At 34.7% G+C, this 19372-nt stretch carries 13 protein-coding genes; 7 read left to right on the forward strand and 6 right to left on the reverse strand.

The genetic code is table 11. The features are described from left to right. Window positions 1–13: 13 nt before the first annotated feature. On the forward strand, window positions 14–499 hold the full coding sequence (locus tag P8625_RS03905) for an RDD family protein (RefSeq protein ID WP_322790508.1): 486 nt from the start codon (window positions 14–16) through the stop codon (window positions 497–499). Between the two features lie 40 nt (window positions 500–539). Further along, a complete protein-coding gene (locus tag P8625_RS16235) occupies window positions 540–728 on the forward strand; it encodes a hypothetical protein (RefSeq protein ID WP_322790509.1) in 189 nt (62 codons plus the stop codon). Between the two features lie 649 nt (window positions 729–1377). On the opposite strand, the gene P8625_RS03910 is transcribed toward P8625_RS16235, so the two are convergent. The 3 genes from P8625_RS03910 to P8625_RS03920 are packed head-to-tail and all read right to left on the reverse strand — an operon-like array spanning window position 1378 to window position 6711. Next, entirely contained in the window at window positions 1378–2700 is a 1323-nt protein-coding gene (locus P8625_RS03910) for a sugar MFS transporter (protein WP_279652187.1), read from the reverse strand. A gap of 13 nt (window positions 2701–2713) precedes the next feature. Continuing rightward, the gene (locus P8625_RS03915) at window positions 2714–3727 is read right to left on the reverse strand and encodes a N(4)-(beta-N-acetylglucosaminyl)-L-asparaginase (protein ID WP_279652188.1); all 1014 of its coding nucleotides are present in this window, start codon (window positions 3725–3727) and stop codon (window positions 2714–2716) included. A 53-nt stretch (window positions 3728–3780) separates the two neighbouring features. Then, entirely contained in the window at window positions 3781–6711 is a 2931-nt protein-coding gene (locus P8625_RS03920; protein WP_279652189.1) for a GH92 family glycosyl hydrolase, read from the reverse strand. A 39-nt stretch (window positions 6712–6750) separates the two neighbouring features. On the opposite strand from P8625_RS03920, the gene P8625_RS03925 reads away from it, so the two are divergent. The 5 genes from P8625_RS03925 (at window position 6751) to P8625_RS03945 (ending at window position 16075) form a co-directional block, all read left to right on the forward strand. Continuing rightward, a complete protein-coding gene (locus P8625_RS03925; RefSeq protein WP_279652190.1) occupies window positions 6751–9015 on the forward strand; it encodes a beta-N-acetylhexosaminidase in 2265 nt (754 codons plus the stop codon). Window positions 9016–9078: 63 nt separating this feature from the next. Continuing rightward, complete coding sequence (locus tag P8625_RS03930) at window positions 9079–9783, forward strand: copper homeostasis protein CutC (protein WP_279652191.1); 705 nt, start codon at window positions 9079–9081, stop codon at window positions 9781–9783. Between the two features lie 82 nt (window positions 9784–9865). Further along, complete coding sequence (locus P8625_RS03935; RefSeq protein WP_279652192.1) at window positions 9866–11068, forward strand: PNGase F N-terminal domain-containing protein; 1203 nt, start codon at window positions 9866–9868, stop codon at window positions 11066–11068. After that, on the forward strand, window positions 11058–13541 hold the full coding sequence (locus P8625_RS03940; RefSeq protein WP_279652193.1) for a beta-mannosidase: 2484 nt from the start codon (window positions 11058–11060) through the stop codon (window positions 13539–13541). Before P8625_RS03935 ends, P8625_RS03940 begins: the two co-directional genes overlap by 11 nt. 83 nt (window positions 13542–13624) lie before the next feature. Further along, a complete protein-coding gene (locus tag P8625_RS03945) occupies window positions 13625–16075 on the forward strand; it encodes an outer membrane beta-barrel family protein (RefSeq protein WP_279652194.1) in 2451 nt (816 codons plus the stop codon). A gap of 257 nt (window positions 16076–16332) precedes the next feature. Here the strand turns inward: P8625_RS03945 and P8625_RS03950 are convergent, their stop codons facing one another. The 3 genes from P8625_RS03950 to P8625_RS03960 all read right to left on the reverse strand — a co-directional run bounded on the left by P8625_RS03950 (window position 16333) and on the right by P8625_RS03960 (window position 19369). Continuing rightward, complete coding sequence (locus P8625_RS03950; protein WP_279652195.1) at window positions 16333–16503, reverse strand: hypothetical protein; 171 nt, start codon at window positions 16501–16503, stop codon at window positions 16333–16335. 103 nt (window positions 16504–16606) lie between these two features. After that, on the reverse strand, window positions 16607–18670 hold the full coding sequence (locus tag P8625_RS03955; RefSeq protein ID WP_279652196.1) for a T9SS type A sorting domain-containing protein: 2064 nt from the start codon (window positions 18668–18670) through the stop codon (window positions 16607–16609). Window positions 18671–19192: 522 nt separating this feature from the next. Beyond that, complete coding sequence (locus P8625_RS03960; RefSeq protein WP_164505156.1) at window positions 19193–19369, reverse strand: hypothetical protein; 177 nt, start codon at window positions 19367–19369, stop codon at window positions 19193–19195. Between the last annotated feature and the right edge of the window lie 3 nt (window positions 19370–19372).

A 19372-nucleotide genomic window follows, 5' to 3' on the forward strand; every position in this document is an offset into this window, starting at 1 on the left:
GAAAAACTAGTTAATGGATCATTTTCAAATAGAAACAGCTCAAAATATTGCTATTAAGCAGAATGTAGCACATGTTACCACTCGAATCGGTTCTTATGTAATCGATTTACTATTTATTATTGGGTATTATATCATTATTATCCTCATTATGGAAATGTTAGACATACCAATTAGCATGGAATATATGAGTTTGTATGCATTACTCGGACTTCCTGTATTTTTTTATAGTTTGCTGTTTGAAGTATTAATGAACGGACAAACACCAGGCAAATATTTTAACGACATAAGAGTGGTTAAATTAGATGGTTCTAAACCCACTTTTGGAAGCTATTTAATTCGTTGGTTATTGCGTTTTGTCGATTTTACCTTAGCCAGTGGCTCGGTAGCTGTTCTTACTATTTTATTGAATGGAAAAGGACAACGTTTAGGAGATATTGCTGCTGGAACTACCGTTATTTCAGAAAAAAAGAATTACTTTAAAAGACACGATTGCGAGTGACATTGCTGATAATTATACGCCTACCTACTCACAGGTAACCTTGTTAACAGATAGCGATATTCATACCATCACCAATGTATATCGAGATGCTAAGAAAAAAAGTAAGCATAAAGTAATTTTAAAACTACATGCTAAAATTATTGAATTAACAGGAATTTCTACGGAACAAAAGCCTATGGATTTCGTGGATACAGTCATTAAAGATTATCATTTCTATGCACGCCAGTAAACAAGTGATATTATATTTTAAAGATTAAGGCGTTATTTGCAATTACATAGAGTTTTAACAACTCATCAAATTATCATATCTTTGAAATAAAAAATTGATTTATATCTTCTTAATTTTACTATTAATAATTTTTTATCAGGATTTAAAAGAAAGACAAGTAAGCTTACTTGTACTGCTCACAGAGATAATTCTTGGGAGTTTTATGTATTTTAAAAACAGCTTCTACGAAATTTACGTTTTTAACATCTTGGTCAATTTAATCTTACTAGCGATGATCATTCTGATAATTTATGCATATACAAAATTAAAGTTAAAGAAGGCTTTTTTTTACGGTATCGGTTTAGGAGATATTCTTTTTTTCATCATGCTAGCGATGAGTTTTCCTAAAATTCCCTTTTTAATATTATTTTCTACATCATTAATTTTTTCACTGATTTTGTTTATAATCTTGAGGCCTAAACTAACTCAAAAAACAGTTCCTTTGGCTGGTTTTCAAGCATTCTTCTTATTTTTATTTATAAATTTGGTATTTAACTATACAAATATCTATGCACTATAATTCACGAAGTCAAAGAGATAGGAAGTAGTGACATCCATTTTGAATATTTTGAAAAACAAAAAAGGTTCTGTTAATTCTCAGAGCTTTTTACTAACTTTTATTTTGCTGATATTGTTTCTGTTTACTTCTTCCATAATACATAATATACGCATAACATAACAACACTAACACAAAAGCGAATTTGAATCCTATATGGTCGGTAACCAATCCGTACAAAGGTGGAATAATCGCGCCTCCTACAATCATCGTACAAAGTAGTCCCGAAGCTTGTGGTTTCAACTCCTCTAATCCATCAATAGCAAGGGTGAAAATAGTAGGAAACATAATCGAGTTAAACAATCCAACTGCCAAGATAGACCACATGGCTATAAACCCTGAAGTACTCATTGATATGACCACTAACAGTAAAGCTCCTATCGCAAAGCTTGTCAGCACTTTGGCAGGTGCTATTATGTTTGTTAAATACGAGCCTATGAATCGACCTATCATGGCACCAGACCAATAAAATGTAACAAATGCTCCTACAATGGCTTTATTATCTACTTCTAATAAATTTTTTCTAAGTAAGGTTTCTGAAATAGTGCTCATCAAAGAATTGCTTTTAATTAGTTCAAACAAGTTCATGTCTAAAAAATAATTCACCAAATAGCTTCCTATCGCCACCTCAGCACCTACATATACAAAAATACCCAAAGCCCCCATTAGTAAAGATTTATTCTTCAGTAAAGTACCATAGCCTCCCTTAGGAATTTTTTCTAATAACTTCGGAAGTTTTACAAAAGCAAAGACCACTGCCAGTGCAATGATGAATCCTGCAATGCCCAAGAAAGGGGTTTGTACTGCCTCTGCTTCGGCTGCTAAATACTCTTGTTTTGCCGATACTGAAAGTACTGCAATCTCTTCAGAAGTTTTTACTTTATCGCTTAAAATCAACATGGCTCCCACTGCAGGAGCTATCGCTGTCCCTAAAGAGTTAAATGCTTGTGATAAATTTAAACGGCTGCTCGCTCCTTCTTCAGTACCTAAGACTGCTACATACGGATTCGCTGCTACTTGTAAAATGGTCATTCCTCCTGCCAGCACAAAATAGGCTAGCATAAAAATTCCAAAAACTCGATAAGAAGCTGCTGGATAAAATAACAAACAACCTATCGCCATGGTTAACAATCCTAAAATAATTCCTTTTTTATAGCCAATTCTCGCTAAAATATAACCTGCGGGAATCGATAATAAAAAATAAGCCCCAAAGAAGGCAAACTGTACCAATCCTGCCTGAAAATACGATAAGGTAAATAGTTCACGTATTCTGGGGATTAAAGAATCTACCAATACAGTAATAAATCCCCATAAAAAAAATAGAGAGGTCAAAAAATAAAATGCCTTCTTATACGATGTGTTTGTCGCTGTTGTCATAAATTATAGGGTGTTATTCTTTACGGTTTAAGATAAAATCGGATTTAATATTCTTATTCTCTCCATTTTTATAAAGGTTATAGCTAAACCATTCATGAATTGAATAGGCTCCTGTTTCACCTTGTTTGTTAACTGCAATATAGCCTACCTGAAAATTTTTAAAATCGCTATTCGGTTTGTTTACAATTCGAGCAATCGCTTCTTCACAGGCTTCTTGCGGACTTTTTCCTTGGCGCATTAACTCTACAATTAAAAAGCTTCCTACTGTTTTTAATACTTCTTCTCCTAATCCAGTAGCAACTGCTGCTCCTACCTCGTTATCTACAAACAAGCCTCCTCCAATAATGGGTGAATCTCCTACTCTACCCGCCATTTTGTATGCCAAACCGCTAGTGGTGCAAGCCCCAGAAATATTCCCTTCTTTGTCTATAGCCAGCATACCAATGGTGTCGTGATTTTCAATATTGATAATGGGTTTGTATTCTGATTTCTCTTTCCATTTTTCCCATGCTTTTTTAGAAGGTTCTGTCAGTAAATTTTCACGTTCAAATCCTTGAGATATGGCAAATTGTTCAGCTCCTTCACCTGCTAACATTACGTGTGGCGTTTCTTCCATTACTTTTCTGGCTACCGAAATTACATGTTTTATATTTTTTACGCATAAAACAGCTCCGTAATTCCCTTTGTCATCCATAATACAAGCGTCTAAGGTTACATTTCCATCTCTATCGGGCAATCCGCCTTTTCCAACCGATTGTCCTTTTTCATTGGCTTCTTCAATTCTACACCCTGCTTCTACAGCATCTAATGCTGAACCACCTTTTTCTAACACTTTGGCGGCAGTTTCTACAGCCAATGGGGTATTCCACGTAGCTATGACTAGTGGTCTTACAGCAGAAGTACTCGTTTTTACTGTTTCTTTTTTTTCTGGTGACTTCTCTTCTAATTTACAAGCTATTAATAAGACAAGTGCCAATAGTCCTACTACTATTGTTGCTTTTTTTTGTATAAAATTGATTTGTTTCATTGGGGAAATATAGTAAGTTTTATGTTTTTAATTTCTTTTTTTGTAAAATCGTGTTATCGTATTTGAATTTCATCTACAAACAACCACGATTTTCCATCGTGTTTGTAGCCTAGATGCCATTCTGGTAAGTTTCCTAATTTTTTAGCGATGACCTTTACGTAACGAGCTGTTTTTCCTTTAAAAGCATAGCCTACTTTTTCTATAGATACATTTTCACGAGGCTCAGTTGTATGTAGTTTTGTTTTTGTAAGGGTTGTATAGGTCTTTCCATCAGAAGATATCAAGTATTCGATTTCAGTAGGTAAGAAAATCCACGAGCGTTGGTCTTCTAAAAAATTTACTTGAATGTACTCTAGCCACTTTTCTTTTCCTAAATCTACAACAGCCACCAAATCTGTATCGAAATATCCTTGCCAAGTTCCCGTTCTAAAATCATTGGCTCCCAAGACACCGTCAATCAGCGCATTTTTTCCTCCTGCATTGTATTGATTGGCATATGTTGTTTGTAAATCTATGGTAACATTCGGGTCTATTTTATATAAATCGGTAGTAATTGTAGCACTTTTGTTTCCATTTTTTTCAGCATACACCTGTAAAGTACCTTTTTCAGAAACTTGAATAGGTGTCGTGTATTTTAGAAAATTTCCTTCATTCAATGCGTAATAAATCGTAGCTTCCTTATCTACATTTTCCAAGGTTAATTTGGTACTTCCTTTGAAAGCGATGTCTCCTTTGGCGATAAAAGGCGCGGGTACAATTTCATATTCGTCAATACTTGTAACGGGTTCTTGTCCTTCTTTAGTACCCCATTCAGAAGGGGTATTCGTCATAAAAAATTCTAATACTCCTCCCTCAATAATTTCTTGGTGGTGTATAAAGGTTCTATCTAACAATTTTCCGTTTAAAAGTACCTTTTCAATGTATGTGTTTTCTGTTGATAAATGATGTGCTACTACGGTAAAATCTTTTCCATTTTCTAGGTATATGGTGGTCTTTTTAAACAACGGATTTCCGATTATATACTGATTAGATGCTGGTGTTACTGGATAAAATCCTAGGCTGCTAAAAATATACCAGGCACTCATTTGCCCGCAATCTTCATTCCCCGAAATTCCATCAGGTGTATTGGTGTATTGTTCGGTTAAGATTTGACGAATTCTTTCTTGTGTTTTATGGGGTTTGTTCACAAAATTGTATAAATACGCCATGTGGTGACTGGGTTCGTTTCCGTGTGCGTATTGCCCTATCAATCCTGTAATATCTACCTGATGGCGACCAGAAGTACTGTCGTTCGCGGTAAATAATTTGTCTAAATTGGTTTCTAATTGCTTTTTTCCTCCTAGTAATTTTATAAAACCTGAAATATCTTGAGGCACGTAAAAACTGTACTGCCAAGAGTTGGCTTCTGTATAATTAAAGTTGACTTCATAGGGGTCGAACGGAGTAAACCATGTGTTTCTAAAACGTCCTCGCATAAACTGACTTTGGGGGTCGAAAACATTCTTATAATTTTGGGCTCTTTTTATGTAGGTCTTGTAGTCTTCTTCATTTTCTAAAGCTTTTGCCATTCGTGCTATCGTCCAATCATCATAGGCATATTCAAGGGTTTTAGAGACAGACTCCGACTCTTTTTCCACAGGAATAAATCCGTATTTTTTATACGATTCCAATCCTAGTTTGTCTTGTACTGCCGAATGTTTCATTGCTTCAAAAGCCTTGCTCGTATCGTAGTTTCGAATTCCTTTCATATAGGCATCGGCAATTACGGGAACGGCATGATAGCCTATCATACACCCCGTATAACAGCCTGCTAAATCCCAAATAGGCATGATGCCTCCTTCGTCGTATTTTGCTAAAAATGTATTGATAAAATCGTTGGTTCTTTCTTGTTCTATGAGTGTATACAGCGGGTGTGTTGCTCTGTAGGTATCCCAAAGCGAAAACACCGTGTAGTACTGAAAATCGTTAGTTTCATGAACTTTTAAATCCATTCCTCGATACCTACCGTCTACATCTTGGTACAGATTAGGGGCAATCATGGTATGGTACATGGCAGTGTAAAAGTTTACTTTATTATCATTGCTAGCATCTTCTACCACAATCTTTTCTAATTGCTGCTCCCAAACTTGCTGTGCGTTCTTTTTTACTTGCTCAAATGTTTTCCCAGCAATTTCTTGTTGTAAATTTTTCTTGGCTCCATTTACATCTACAGGAGAAATTGCTACAGCCAATTCGATTGTATTTCCTGTATTTTCATCAAATTCAAACGCTGCTTTTACCTGTTTTCCTTCTTTTTTATCTTTTAAAAAAGTGACTTTGGTAAACGGTTTTGAAAATTGAATAGTAAAAAATAATTGTTGGTTGGTTGCCCATGCTTTTGAATGACGATATCCCGAAATCTCGGTATTGGAGTCGACAGTTAGCTTCGCATCCAACACTTCATCTCTATGTTCTAAATCTACAATAAGTACTTGTTTTTCTTTTTCCGGAAAGGTATATTTATGAATGCCACTTCTTTCAGCAACTGTCAACTCAATATTGATGTTTGTATCTTCTAAAAACACCTTATAATACCCTGGTGCTGCCACTTCTTGTTCGTGTGAAAATTTAGACTTGTAGCCTTCTTTTCCATCAGCTCCGTTATTAAAAATAACCTTATTGGTAGGCATAAGTAAAATATCGCCGTAATCAGACACTCCTGTTCCGCTTAAATGTGTATGAGAGAATCCATATATTTCAGAGTCAGAATAGTGATAGCCAGAACATCCATCCCATCCGTCTAAACGGGTATCTGGAGATAATTGCATCATTCCAAAAGGCAGGGTCGCTCCCGGATACGTATGTCCGTGTCCTCCTGTTCCAATAAAAGGATTTACATAAGAAGTCAAACTTTTCTCTTTTTGAGCTTTTGAAATTGTTGGTTGTTGATGACATCCTACTAACAAAACAACAAGAATAAAAAAGAATAAAAATTTGATTTTCATGATAGTAGATTGTTAATTTAGCATCAAATATAACAGAAAATGAAAATCAGTTATCATTACCTTGTCTTTTTTGTACTATTACTTATCAACTGTCATAAAAATATTCCCAAACCCATCACTCCAGAAATCATTCCGATTCCTGTTTCACAAACCATTACCGAAGGAACTTTTATTCTTAACAATGCTGTTTCTGTAAACTATCAAGATGAATTCAAATCAGTAGCGAATTATTTTTCTGAATATATTGAAAAACAATATGATATTACTTTAACCACAGCCAAAACGGGTGCTAAAATTCAATTCTTAAAAGATGATACACTTAAAAATGAAGAAGCTTATATTTTAACTATTACTCCCAAAGAGATTATCATCAGCGCTTCTTCTGCAAAAGGCGCTTTTTATGGGGTGCAGAGTTTGCTACAATTAATGCCTGTTGCTACCAACTCAAAAAGCATGGCTATTCAATGCTTAGAAATAAAAGACAGCCCTCGATTTGTGTACAGAGGTATGCATTTAGATGTAGCTCGTCATTTTTTCTCGGTAGATTTTATCAAAAAATACATTGATATGTTGGCTATGCTTAAGATGAATACGTTTCATTGGCATTTGACAGAAGATCAAGGATGGCGAATTGAAATCAAAAAATACCCAAAACTACAAGAAGTTGCTGCCTACAGAAAAGAAACACTTATTGGGCATTACAGCGACCAGCCACATCAATTTGATGGAAAAAGATATGGTGGCTATTACACTCAGGAAGAAATAAGAGAGGTTGTAACCTACGCAGCAGAAAGGCAGGTTACTATTATTCCTGAAATTGAAATGCCAGGACACTCTCAGGCAGCCATTGCCGCGTATCCTGAGCTAGGGTGTACTGGAGATACTATTGAAGTAGCCACGAAATGGGGTGTTTTTGAAGATATTTATTGCCCCAAAGAAACCACTTTTCAATTTTTGGAAGATGTGATTGATGAAGTCGTTTCCTTATTCCCAGGAAAATATATTCATATCGGAGGTGACGAAGCTCCTAAAAAACGATGGAGAAATTGTGCGCATTGCCAACAACTTATCAAAGAAAAAGGATTAAAAGATGAGCATGAGCTCCAAAGCTATTTTATTACTCGTATGGAGCAGTACATCAATTCTAAAGGAAAACAACTTATTGGTTGGGATGAAATTCTAGAAGGAGGCCTAGCACCTAATGCTACCGTAATGTCTTGGCGTGGTACTAAAGGGGCTGTAGAAGCTGCGAAAGCACATCATAATGTGGTGTTGACCCCGAACTCACACTGTTACTTTGATCATTACCAATCTACCCATGAAAATGAACCATTGGCTATTGGTGGTTTTCTTCCTCTGGAAAAGGTCTACCATTTCAACCCAATCCCAAAAGAACTCACAAAAGAAGAAGCCCAATACGTCTTAGGTGCTCAAGGAAATGTATGGACAGAGTACATGAAAACTCCTGAAAAAGTAGAGTATATGATTTTTCCTAGAGTGGCGGCTTTGAGTGAGGTAGTATGGTCTTCATCGAAACAGAAAAATTATGATGATTTTAAAAAGAGATTGCTTTCTTTTTTCAAAAGGCTAGACCATCTTTCTATCAACCATGCCAATCATTTGTATGAATTAAGAGGAAAACCCTTGTACGCTAAAGACAGTACTTTTTATATATTGGAAGCCCAAATATCTGGAAAAGACATTCGATTTACGCTCGATGGTACTATTCCAACAGAAAAATCAACATTGTATACCGCTCCTATACCCATCACAAAATCTGTGACTATTAAAGCGGCTAGTTTTGATAAAAAAGAACAAATTGGTGCTGTTTTTTCTAAGGATATTCTAAAACATAAAGCTATCAATCAAACGATTTCATTAAGTGTTCCTCCCAACCCTACTTACGGAAAAGGAGGCAAAGAAATATTGATTAATGGAATACAGGGAAATAAAAGTCGTTATGGAGATAAAGAATGGCTGGGGTTTGATACCGATTCGGTTAGCATAACGATTGATTTTGAAAAACCTACCGCTATTTCTTCTATTATCACACGATTTTACAATTCGGTAGGTTCATGGATTTATCCGCCTAAAAAATATACTGTTTCGCTAAATAATGGTTTTACAAAGGAAGTGGTACTGAATACTACTTCAGAAACTACGGTAAAGAGTCGTATTAGCATTCCGAAGCAAACAGTAAAACAATTAAATATTACCATTTCTTGCTTTGGAAAAATTCCCGAAGGAGAACAAGGTGCTGGTCATCTTGCTTGGTTGTTTATCGATGAAATTATCGTTGACTAATACTTTTGATGAATTATGAATTACGAATTGTTAATTGTTAATTGTTAAAACCTATACTATTCTATGATTTTAGAAATTTGTGCCAATTCATATCAATCAGCTTTAAACGCACAAAGTGCTGGTGCACATAGAATTGAACTGTGCAGCGAACTATCTGTTGGTGGTATTACTCCTTCATTTGGACTCATTAAAGAAGTTATTCAAAACACACGCATTCCTGTTTTTGTGCTAATTAGACCTAGAAGTGGTGATTTCTGCTATTCTGATGAAGAGTTTGAAATCATGAAATCTGACATTCAATATTGCAAAGAAATAGGATGCTCAGGAATTGTTTCGGGTGTCTTAACTCCTACTAATGAAATTGATTTGGAAAGAACTCAAGCATTAATTGAACTTTCGAAGCCTCTAGCCTTTACTTTTCACAGAGCCTTTGACTGTGTTGCAAATCCTACAAAATCACTAGAACAACTCATAAGCCTTGGTGCTGACAGAGTGTTAACCTCTGGACAAAAAACTTTGGCAATAGAAGGGCTTGATGCACTTCAAAAATTGAACAAACAAGCAGCCGATCGAATCATTATTCTTCCTGGGAGTGGTATCAACGCTACCAATGCTGCGGTTTTTAAAAACAGTAGATTTTTAGAAATACACACCTCGGCTTCTGTGAAGATACTGCCCAATGAGGTACAACTGCCCTCAATGTTCGATACCATACAAACCGTTTCAGACATAGATTGCATCAAAAACATTGTGAACGTAATAAATTAAAAATTAACTACTTATTAAAAGAATGTAGGAGAAGTTTTTTACCTTTGATTTTTTACTAACTGTTAGTATAATACCTCATACTATGAAGCATATACACTTACTATTTTTAGCCATCATTGTCTCATATTCTTGTCAAACAAAACCCACCCAGCTTGGGAATCAAAAGATGGTTGTTTTTGACAATACCAATCTTTATTTTGATATGGAATTAAAAAAGAATCCTAACAATCATAAAGATAGCATTCTAAGGCTAGATGCTGGGCGTGTTTTAGTAAAAAAAGTTAATCTTCCATCATATCAAATGCAACCTTCGGTTACTATTACTACCACCTTAACTTCAAATGGTGATCCATGGGACAAATCTGGTTCTGTTTTTGTTATTCCAGCTTCTGCTTCAGCTAGTTTTTTAGATTTAGAGAATAAAACTGTCAAGAAAGAACAGTTTCAAAATGAATATATAGGCATTCAACAAGAAAAAATAGATAGTAACCTCGTTTATAAACCCAATATTGAATTGCTTCGCTTTATGACTCCTTTTGGTGTTGGATTCTTCAACAATCATGAAAAACTTAAAGATGCTAAACCCGTTTACATTCCAAAATGGGAAGATAATGTAGTTTGGAAACAAGACATTACCCATCTTTTACCCCTATTAGAAAACGAGGTATATATTGGTGTTTATGTTGACACTTGGAACAAACAAGGTTATACTGTTTCTGTTGAACTTGATTTTACAGAAACTACCATTCCTCATCATCTTAAAAAAGAACGAGGAGTACTTCCTGTTCTAAACACCACAAAATATGCTGCAAATCAAAAATTTTATGATGCTTTTTCAAAAGGTAATTTAAGTATCGCTATTCCTGTGCAAAGCACCCTTAAAAACGCAAAGTTGTACTATATCGCTACAGGACATGGTGGGTATGCTGCTGGTGATGAGTTTAACCAAAAAGAAAATATTATTAAACTTAACCAAAAAGTGATTAAAAAGTTTACTCCTTGGCGTGATGATTGTGCTAGTTTCAGACGTTTTAATCCTAGTTCGGGTGTTGCGATGATACCTACCACCTATAAAGGAAAAAAAATTGAAGAACGTATTGCATCTTCAGACTATTCTCGCTCCAACTGGTGTCCAGGGAGCGATGTAAAACCAGAAATTATCGCATTAGGCGATCTAGCAGTGGGTACTCATACATTTGAATTTGCAATTCCAAAAGCCAAAGCTATCGAAGATAACGATATTAATTACTGGATGGTATCTGCTTACATAACTTATGACAAATAACCTATTTCTTTCACTTCTTACAGCCTACATTTTTATTTCTTTCGTAGGATGTCAACCCCCTGATAGTTTACCAGAAATAGTTACGTTATCAACCAATTGGCAATTTAAAAAAGCCACCGATAGTATTTGGCGTACTGCTGAAGTTCCGGGGAACATTTATACCGACCTGTTACAGCATACGTTAATAGACGACCCCTTCGTTAAAAATAATGAAGAAAAAGTGCAATGGGTTTCGCAAATTCCGTGGGAATATAAAACTACGTTTTCATTGCAAAAAACCGTTTTACAAAAGAAAAACATTCAGCTTCAATTTGAAGGGTTAGATACCTATGCTGCTATTTATTTGAATGACTCCTTGCTTCTAAAAACAGATAATGCTTTTAGAAGTTATACCTTGAATGTTAAAAATTTACTTCGGAAGGAAAATCAGTTGCGAATTTACTTCACTCCCACTTCCGAAGAAGAGAAACTTTTGAAACAACAACAAGCATACTCCTTACCCGAAGGAAATCGGATTTTTACCAGAAAAGCACAGTTTCAATATGGATGGGATTGGGGTCCAAAGTTGAATACTTCTGGTATATGGAAACCCATTACTTTAAAAGCATGGGATAGCCCTATTTTTGAAGATATTTTTATGCGACAAGATTCTTTATCTAGTACAGAAGCAAGCCTAACTGCCCTACTCACTATTCATAGTAGTAAAGATACTTCCTGTGAAATTGTTTCAGAAGTAGCTTCTGTGAAAAAACAGACACCAATTCATCTCAAAAAAGGAACACATCAATATACAATCCCTTTCACTCTTAAAAATCCTACATTATGGTGGACACACAATTTGGGAACTCCTCACCTATACAACTTCAATTTTAAATTAAAAGTGCATGGTAGCATAGCCGACAATAAAACAGTCAAAAAAGGAATTAGAACCATCAAACTAATAACCCAAAAAGACAGTATAGGAGAAACTTTTTATTTTGAATTGAATGGAAAACCTGTGTATGCTAAAGGAGCTAATTACATTCCTCAACACAGTTTTCAGAACAAAGTAAACCATAAGCATTACGAAAAGTTACTAAACGATGTGGTAGAAACAAACATGAACATGCTTAGAGTTTGGGGTGGCGGCATTTATGAACATGACATTTTTTACGATTTATGTGATGAAAAAGGAATTTTAGTTTGGCAAGATTTTATGTTTGCCTGTGCCATGTACCCTGGCAACGCTGAATTTTTAGCCAATGTGCAACTAGAAGCTGAACAACAAGTAAAAAGACTAAGAAATCATGCATCTGTAGCTTTGTGGTGTGGAAACAACGAAAATTCGGAAGGATGGCATCGATGGGGTTGGCAAACCAACAGAACTGAAAAAGAAAAAACAGCTATTTGGAATGATTATCTCGCTGTTTTTGATAGCATACTTCCAAAAACAGTTCGACAATTTAGCGACCATACTTCGTATTGGGAAAGTTCCCCTAAATACGGTCGTGGCAATCCGAAATACCAATTTGAAGGCGATGCACACGACTGGTGGGTATGGCACGACGGAGCGCCTTTTGAACATTTTAAAGAAAAAGTCCCTCGTTTTATGAGCGAATTCGGATTTCAATCATTTCCTGGTTATGAGGTTATTAGGTATCTCAATCAAAAAGATAGTATTGATATTCGCTCCAAAAGCATCCAATCGCACCAAAAACATCCCAGAGGATTTCAGTTAATGGAAGAGTACATGCAACGAGATTACACGCTGCCAAAAAATGATGAAGATTATGTGTATATGAGTCAATTAGTACAAGCACGGGGCATCGTAATGGGAATTGAAGCGCATCGAAGAGCTAAGCCCTACAATATGGGAACTCTCTATTGGCAATTAAACGATTGCTGGCCTGCCATTTCTTGGTCGAGTATTGATTATTTCGGAAATTGGAAGGCACTTCAATACAAAGCCAAAAAGGCTTTTAAAAATCTGCTTATTTCTTCAGAAATCAAAAAAGACAGCCTACACCTTTTCGTTGTTAATGACACCTATACAGATGTTAAAGGGCAACTCGAATTAACACTTCTCGATTTTGAAGGAAAAGTAAATTGGAAGCATTCTAAAGAAGTGCATATCCAACCCAACAGCAGTACTATTATTGAAACCATTTCTTTAAAAAATAGCGAAAGAAAATCATCGGTACTCTGTGCAAAACTTGGTGACGAATCTGCTATTATTTATTTGGAGAAACCCAAAGATTTACTACTTCCTAAAAGCAATGCTACGACTACTATAACCAAAATTAACGAAGGTTTTTCTATTAACATACAATCTGAAAAACTTCTTAAAGATGTGTTTTTATTTACTTCTGAAAAAGGGCATTTTAGCGATAATTTTTTTGATATACTACCAGGCGAAACAATACGCATTACCTTTAAAACAAAAGCCCATGCATTACATGATTTGCACCTAAAAACATTGAATGATTTTTTATAAATTTTATTTAACATTCTTTTAACTAAACTCCATTAAACCATTAGGGAAATTTGCAGTCAAATAGGCTTTTACAAATCAACCTAATGAAGAACATTACACTACTTATTTTACTTATTAGCTGTACAACTTTTGCACAGCGTACAACTAAAAGTACATCTCCTAAAATCACACTAACGGGTATCGTTTTAGAAAAAAACAGTAAACAACCCTTAGAGTATGCGACATTGGTATTAACAAACACCAAGACGCAACAAGTTATTGGAGGTGTAACCAATACCAAAGGAAAATTTTCTATCGATGCATCTTCTGGTACCTACGCTATAAAAATTGAGTTTATAGGCTTTAAGACTAAAAGTTTAGGTAATCATGATTTGACAAATGATAAAAACTTAGGGACTATTCTATTGTCAGAAGACGCTGAAACATTAGACGAAGTAGAAATCATCGCAGAAAAGTCTACCGTTGAAATCCGCCTAGATAAAAAGATATACAATGTTGGTAAAGACATGACTGTAAAAGGAGGAAATGCTTCTGATGTGTTGGATAATGTACCTTCTGTTAATGTTGATGCTGAGGGAGCCGTAAGCCTACGTGGTAATGAGAATGTACGTATTTTAATTGATGGTAAACCCTCTGCTTTAGTAGGACTAAATGGTACAGACGCCTTACGTAACTTACCTGCCGATGCCATTGAAAAAGTAGAAGTAATTACTTCTCCTTCTGCTCGTTATGATGCCGAGGGTAGCGCAGGAATTTTAAATATTATTTTACGCAAAGGAAAAATCACTGGATTAAACGGTTCTTTAAATACTACAATTGGATATCCAGAACAATTAGGTTTGGGTGGTAACATAAATTACAGAACTAAAAAAATTAATCTTTTTAGTAATTTAGGATATAATTTTAGAAAAGGTCCAGGAAACTCTCAAAGCTATTTTACAAACTTCGATTCTAATGGTAGTATTTCTGGTTTTAGAAATGAAGATAGAGTGTTTGATAGGGAAAATAATAACTTTAACGGACTAATTGGTTTAGAATATTATTTGAATGAAAATAGTTCTGTAACTGGTTCTTTCTTCTACAGAAAAAATAAGGGAAATGATATTGCTACAAATATAACTGATATTTTTGACGCCAATAAAAACCTACAAAATTCAATTACTAGAATCGAGAATGAAAATGAAGATGGTGTAGACAAACAATACTCCTTAAATTACACAAATAACTTTGATGGAAAAGGTCAAAAATTAACAGTTGATTTACAGTATGGTAATAGTAATGAAAAAGAGGACTCCCCTATTACTGAAAATGGGAACTTAAGAGAATTAAATTCACAAGTAACAAAATCTAAAACACGATTACTACAGATAGATTATGTTTTACCCATTGGAGAGAGCAGCCAATTTGAAGCAGGGCATAAGGCAGATTTACAAGATGTTTTTTCAGATTTTCAGCAGAGAGATGAAAACGGCGTATTACAAACTGATATTTCTAATGCTATAAACTTTAAACAATATATTTATGCTTTTTATTCACAATACGGTAATAAAATAAATAAGTTTTCTTATCTACTTGGTTTAAGAGCAGAAATTACCGACGTAGACCTAACATTGTTAAATACCAATGAGTTTTCAGATAAAAACTATACAGAATGGTTTCCTACTGTAAACTTAGGTTACGAACTAAAAGACAACGAAAACATCACATTAGGATACGCTCGTAGAATAAGAAGACCAAGAAGCTGGTTTATTAACCCTTTTGAAAGCCGCAGTTCTGCTACCAATGTGTTTAGAGGAAATCCAGATTTAAACCCAGCCTATACCAGTTCTTTTGACTTAGGATATAACACTCGAATTCGTAAATTTGACTTGGGAGCTTCGTTGTATTACCAACACTCTACTGATATTATTCAAATAACCAGTAGCATTGAAAACAGAGATATAAATAACGATGGTAATCTTATTCCTATTACAGTTAGAACTCCTTTAAATCTTAATGGAGAAAGCAGGTACGGATTTGAGTTCACTTCTAATTATAATCCATCTAAAAAAATACGTTTAACAGCTTCATTCAATTACTTTAAATTTAATACTGATGCTTTTCAAGGAGACGGAACAATATTTCCTTTAGCAGAAGTTAACGAAAGTAGTTGGTTTGCTAGATTAAATTCACGGGTAACTTTACCATGGAAGGTTCAATGGCAAACACGCTTAATGTATCGTGGTCCTCAAGAGAATGCACAAGGAACAAGAGATAAATTATTTATGGCTGACCTCTCTTTTAGTAAAGATTTATTTAAAGATAAAGCCACACTAGTTTTAAACGTTAGGGACTTGTTCAATTCTAGAAAAAGAGAGAGTATTACCAATTTATACGACTCTGATGGTAATTTAATATCTATTTTAGATGGTGCTTTTCAATGGAGAGAACGCCAAATATCATTGAACTTCACCTATCGTTTCAACCAAAATAAAAAACGTGAGCGACCTCAACGTGGAGAATTTGATGGTGGTGGTGAAGACTTTGGAGGATAGATAAATACTTTCTATCACTTTTTAAAAATAAGTATAAATGAACCATTAAAATCTGTATCAAAATTCATTTCCCCTGAAGAGAGAAATCATAAACTCCATTATAGAGTTTTGATTAGCACTACTCAACTTTTTATGTATCACAATTCACTTTTGCTTGGTTAAAAATGACCAATCACCTTGCAATTTGTTGATTAACTGATAGATAATTGAGGGGTTGATTATTCTTACAAGCCTAATATTAAATGAGTTATATAGAATTAGTCAAATCCTTCTCCAGGAGATCCAGGACTTTGTGCTTGTGCTTTTTTAGGGTCTAAAATCATATAAAAACCCAAAGCTGTTAATGCTGTATACTTACCATATTTTCCTATCTTTTCAAGGGCTTCTTTGCGTGTTATATGGTGTTTATCTTCTTTGTGTAATTTCATAAGACATATTAGTTTTATAAGGGTTTCTTTTCAGTTATTTTATACTCAACTCTACGCTTACATGAACTCGTTCATTGATTATGGATGTATGTTAATAATCCAATCATTCTAATAGTAACTTTTTGCGTAAGGTTCCATTTTTAGTATCTACTTTTAAAATATAAATACTCGAAGAGAGCTCCGGTAAGGCTACCGCCGAAGAATTGCTTGCATTAAATGTTGTTTGTAGCACTTTTTTGCCTAACACATCAAATAGTGTCACGTTGGCTGCTGTATCAGTTAGGCCCATAATGTGTAAATTTTTATCCTTTTGAAAAATTAAAACATCATCTAACGTATGCACTTGCGCAGTTGGTGATTTAGAGGAAATGTGTATATAAAAACGTCCTACACCAACTACTATTTCATCTGAACCCATTTCATAACTGGCGTTCCCTATTTCTGTAAAGGTACCAGCATCTCTATCTTCCAAATATACGTTTACGTCGCTAGGTAGGTTTTGTGTTTCGACTGAAAAATTTAAGTTTTTACCCGCATTTGCATGTACGCCAATAGGTATGACCATTGTTTCTAATTCGGTAATGGGTAAGGTTTGCTTTGCAAATGGTATGGTTTCTTTAGTATCAACTAAATGAGTGTATACATTTAAACCTGAATTCACTCCATTAAACATACCAATATCCAAACCAGCATCTAATCCTTTGGTTCCTGAATCTGTATAATTTATTGTTGTTTTTCTAGTAGCAACACCATCAGATAGATTAAGTGTTAATGATGGAACATCACTTTTATAAAAGGGCACACCAGTCTGATGGCTTTGCATCGCAGAAGTAATTGATGCATTATCTTCAGGTACTTTTGAATTAACAAAAAACGCTTGCCCAGGATGCACATATCCTGTGGTTAAGGGATCGTAAGACGCTGTACTGGCATTCCATACATATACTGCTTGATAGGCATCAGATAGTAAATCGCTTCCAACAATACCGTTGCTCGCTATAAAGGCACCGATATCCATGTAAGAGGGAAAAGAATTACCGATGAGATTCCAATTATTAGCTCCTTGTGATATTAAAGGAGTTGCAAGTGTTGGTATTGTTCCTGTAAAAGAAAAGTCGCCACCTGTAGTTTGTTTTTTTAACGCATAGCCTGTTCCTGTAGCAAAATCTTCTGTAGTGCCTCCTTGAAAATATCTCCAGTGTCCGGTAACAACATCAGAAGTAACATTGTTATATGTAGAAACACCTCTATTGGTACCCGAAATAGCTATTCCGTTGTTGGTTACCCATGCGTCGTCGTATTGCTCACCTACAACAGGACTAGCAACTAAATGCCAGTTGACATCGGGTACATTCACATTATAAGTAATATCCCCATAGTTTGCTCCACTAATTAGTAAAGAACTTCCAGCGTTAACAGTAACGCTTCCTAAGTTCGTAAAATCTCCAGCAACGGTTAAAGCATTATTAACGTTTAAAGAAGAGGAAGTATTGATAAAAATATCTTGTACCTCCACACTCGTCGTTATTGTAGGTTGGTTGGTAACGTTAGGGACTCTTATATAAGAAGATGTAGTTGGCACTGAGTTGGGAGTCCAGTTAGAAGCAGTTCCCCAATCGGTACTCGCACTACCATTCCATTCGCTAGAAATCAATCTGAATTGTTGATTAGCGTTGCTAGCGTTTACATCAAAGGTCTGGATTTGCGCACCCGGTAATCCATCTTGAATATCAAAGGCTTTTACAGGAACATTGACAGAACCAAAATTACAGGTAGTAAAGGCTATTTGAAACACATACGAGCCCGTATTTGTACCTTCAGAGATTAAAAATTCTACATTGGCATCTGTGGCTAAGTATCTAGCTTGCACATCTCCAAAAATACCGCACCATCCATCTTTTATTCCAATGTAGCTTCCTGTTTGTACATTTTTAATTTTATACACATTTGCTCCTTGGTGTTCGAAAACCCACAATTGTTTATTATCTAAAAAATTAGGGGTTGTCATCGACACATCATAGTCTCCAGTAGTAGCTGTAACCATCGCTTCCTGATGCACATCTGAATAAATTTGATATGTTCCATTGGGTATTATTTGTGCACTTAAAATGCTAGAATATACTACAAGAAAACAGATACAGAAGTAAATTTTTATTACGTTTTTCATTTTTATAACTTATTGAAGTGTTAAAACTATTATCAAACCTATAACCGATAGCAAAGTCATGAATTACAGACTAGTAACATTCGGGTTTAGTCATAACAAAAGTGTACTAAACTTTTTTAAAATGTTTTATATCAGTGGGTATTCAATAAAATTAACAAAAGAAAATAGCCGAATTGTTTTTCTTTTTAAAAAAGTGGATAGGCTTTCAATATAAAAAATACAAAACACTAAAAATCAAATAATTAAAAAAAGTATTTTTTAAAAAAAAGTAGATTAATCAGTTATTTTAAATGCTGAATTTCAGTTTTTTAACCGAATTTATTTTATCAAATATTGATTATTTCATTAAAAGAAGTTGAAATTAAACTACTTGATTGTGCTTTCTTATAAAATGGTGCAATTCTTTTTTTGATGATGGAAGAGTATAAAAATCAAGATTCAAAAACTAAACAAACGTTTAAAAAGTTCATAAAAAAACCACACTTTTTTGTGTGGTTTTAGCGTATATAATGTACAAAAAGCTTACTTACCTTCTTCAGCAGCTTTTTTTGCTTCTCGTTTTAATTTCATGTTTTCCCAGATAGTTCCACCAATCCAGTAAGGAACTACAAATGTTAATAAGAAAATTAACAGCCAAAATCCAGCCGTAAAAATAAACATGAATAATACCAATCCTGAAAATTCTGAAAAATCTAACATTTG

Origin of the sequence: Tenacibaculum tangerinum, assembly GCF_029853675.1 — a bacterium.
In the GTDB taxonomy this organism is placed as follows: domain Bacteria; phylum Bacteroidota; class Bacteroidia; order Flavobacteriales; family Flavobacteriaceae; genus Polaribacter; species Polaribacter tangerinum_A.